The sequence below is a fragment of the Flavobacterium sp. AJR genome, assembly GCF_002156885.1.
Lineage (GTDB): Bacteria > Bacteroidota > Bacteroidia > Flavobacteriales > Flavobacteriaceae > Flavobacterium.
This window is the reverse complement of the sequence record NZ_NCWQ01000189.1, coordinates 1-2,208: the sequence shown is the minus strand read 5'-3', so window position 1 is coordinate 2,208 and position 2,208 is coordinate 1. Positions and strand designations below refer to the sequence as shown.

The following is a 2,208-nucleotide window of genomic DNA, read 5'->3' as shown; positions in this document are numbered from 1 at the left end:
AGAAGGCTCTCTTGTAACAACAACAGTATATGTTTCTTGTGTTCCGTCAGGAGCAGTCATAACTACTGTAACTTCATTATCACCAACTTTTAAATCGATTGGAGCTGCGTTATCAGTAATCGTTTTTCCATCAACTATCATTTCAACTTTGGCATCCGGATCTCTTGGTGTAGGTGTAACTATGATTGAGTTAGTTCCATTTGGCACATCAACTGTATATCCTTTAGTATCTGTATTAAAAACAGGACTTAAAGTTCCTTCACTAACCGTAATATCAGCTAAACCTGCATCACTAGAAGGCTCTCTTGTAACAACAACAGTATATGTTTCTTGTGTTCCGTCAGGAGCAGTCATAACTACTGTAACTTCATTATCACCAACTTTTAAATCGATTGGAGCTGCGTTATCAGTAATCGTTTTTCCATCAACTATCATTTCAACTTTGGCATCTGGATCTCTTGGTGTAGGTGTAACTATGATTGAGTTAGTTCCATTTGGCACATCAACTGTATATCCTTTAGTGTCTGTATTAAAAATAGGACTTAAAGTTCCTTCACTAACCGTAATATCAGCTAAACCTGCATCATTAGAAGGCTCTCTTGTAACAACAACAGTATATGTTTCTTGTGTTCCGTCAGGAGCAGTCATAACTACTGTAACTTCATTATCACCAACTTTTAAATCGATTGGAGCTGCGTTATCAGTAATCGTTTTTCCATCAACTATCATTTCAACTTTGGCATCCGGATCTCTTGGTGTAGGTGTAACTATGATTGAGTTAGTTCCATTTGGCACATCAACTGTATATCCTTTAGTATCTGTATTAAAAACAGGACTTAAAGTTCCTTCACTAACCGTAATATCAGCTAAACCTGCATCACTAGAAGGCTCTCTTGTAACAACAACAGTATATGTTTCTTGTGTTTTTCCATCCTGTGCTGTAATTATAGTAGTAATCTCATTTTTACCAACTTCTAAAAGAATGTTTCCACTAGCAGTTCCATTAGCTACTTCTTTTCCGTTTACTGTTATTGTTGCAGTACTATCAGAAGTAAAAGGTGTAACTGTAATATCTTTAACATCGTTTTTTACTGTAGCTGTATAATCTTTAGTTACCTCTGCAAATACTGGGCTTAAAGTACCTTCGCTAATAGCTAAATCTGTCATACCTGCATTACTAGAAGGCTCTCTTGTAACAATTACAGTATAAGTATTAATAGTTCCATCTTGAGCTGTTATTATAGTGGTAATCTTATTTTCACCTACTTGTAAAGTAATTTCTCCGCTAGGAGTTCTACTAGGCACTTCTACTCCATTTACTGTTACTTTTGCTTCAGTGTCTGCTGTAGTTGGTGTAACTGTAATAGTTTTAACATCATTTGGTACTGTAGCTGTATAATCTTTAGTTCCTTCTGCAAAATCCGGACTTAACTTACCTTCACTAATAGCTAAATCTGTTAAACCTGCATTAGTAGATTTAGTCACTTCTAAAGTACCAGAAACGAAAGTAATATCATAATTTGTTGATTTTGCTCCACTAACAGTGATGTCATATTTTCCTACTGAACTATCTTTAACTGCCTGCGTAACAATTGTCACTGGCATACTTAAACTTGTAACAGTATCTCCATTTACAAACCCAACATAAGTTGCTGTTAAAACTGGATTATCAATACCATGCTCTTTTTCTTTATTATCTGCTGTGATTTTTAGCTCAGCAGGAGTAACAGTTAATAATCCTTTGTTATCATAAGTAATGGTATAGTTTGATGAAACTGCTTCACTAGCTATGATTGGATAAGTTCCTACTCCACTTCCTATAAGTGCACTAGTTACAATTTTAGCTGATGGAGCCAAACTTGCTTCAGTATCTTCATTTACAAAACCAACATAACTTACTGTTAAAACTGGATTCTGAGATCCGTAAACTTTACTATTATCATTTGTTGTAATAGTTAAAGCCGCAGGAGTAATAGTCAATGATCCTTTATTAACATATGTAATTTTATAATTTAATGAAGCCGCTCCAGTAGCTGTAATTTCATATTTTCCTACGGGGCTTCCTGTAACTGCTGTAGTAGCAATTGTAGGCTTTGCGGTTAAATTCGCTTCAGTTTCACCAGGCACAAAACCATCATAACTTACTGTTAAAACTGGATTCTGAGATCCGTAAACTTTACTATTATCATTTGTTGTAATAGTTAAAGC

1 protein-coding gene is annotated in these 2,208 nt (G+C 35.1%); it reads right to left on the bottom strand.

Annotated elements, in window-relative coordinates; genetic code table 11:
• On the bottom strand, positions 1-2,208 hold a 2,208-nt coding region (locus B8T70_RS23475; RefSeq protein ID WP_133059425.1), incomplete at both ends, for a cadherin-like beta sandwich domain-containing protein.